Source organism: Oleiphilus sp. HI0123, from assembly GCF_001635315.1.
Window position 1 is genome coordinate 1 of the sequence record NZ_LWGE01000348.1, and the last position, 865, is coordinate 865.

At 47.5% G+C, this 865-nt stretch carries 1 protein-coding gene; it reads left to right on the forward strand.

Going from position 1 to position 865, the window contains the following annotated elements; genetic code table 11:
- Nucleotides 1-140: 140 nt before the first annotated feature.
- On the forward strand, nt 141-865 hold a 725-nt coding region (locus tag A3761_RS03310), incomplete at its 3' end, for an FAD-dependent oxidoreductase (RefSeq protein WP_369808164.1).

Here is an 865-nt window from a genome sequence, read left to right on the forward strand (position 1 = left end):
GCTTATCTTGATTCTTCATTCGACACAATTCGAGCATTGCTGGCACAAGCTAAGAGGCCTAAGTACCAAGACGCACTGGAGTCAGGCTTATCCATTCTTGCCAAAAACAAATAACTAAGCCTAATACGAAGGATTGACGGATGGCGTCACAGGGAGCAAATAAAGGGACTGCGCTGGTTATTGGTGGAAGCATCTCAGGCATGTTATCGGCAAAAGTTCTTTCAGAGCACTTTGACTTGGTGGTGATTCTAGAAAAAGATGCTGCACCGGACGAGCTCTCTTCAACGTCGGGAGAGTTATTTCGAAAGGGGCTTCCGCAAGCCGCGCATCAACACCTTTTATTACTTAAAGGTCGCCAATTATTCGAAGAGTTTTTTCCTGGCTTTGATGCAGAGCTTGAGCGTTATGGGGCTCCCTTAGTTAACTACTCTGAAGATGTTTCTTTGTTTATAGGCGAAGGTAAATTACCGCGTTTTGAGTCTGGCTTGGATTTGAGGGTATGTCGTCGCCCTTTAATTGACAGAGTGGTGACTGAGCGGATAGAGAGTATTGAAAACATTGAGCGTCGTTACGCTTGCCAAGTGAGTGGCTTCATACTGAATAATGATAACTCGCGAGTGACAGGGCTCCGATATCAACAAGGGAGTATAAGTGCTGAAAAAACATTGCGAGCAGACTTGGTTGTTGATTGCTCGGGCCGAGGTAGCCGGACGCGAACTTGGCTCAAGAAAGAGGGCTTGTCAGAGGTAAGCGGGACGCATGTTAACCCCAAGCTAGGGTATGCCAGTCAGTTATTCGAGGTTCGACCAGGGCAGCAGGTTAAACCTATTGAGGTTGCCCCTCATGCGCCAACAAGTCCTCGTGC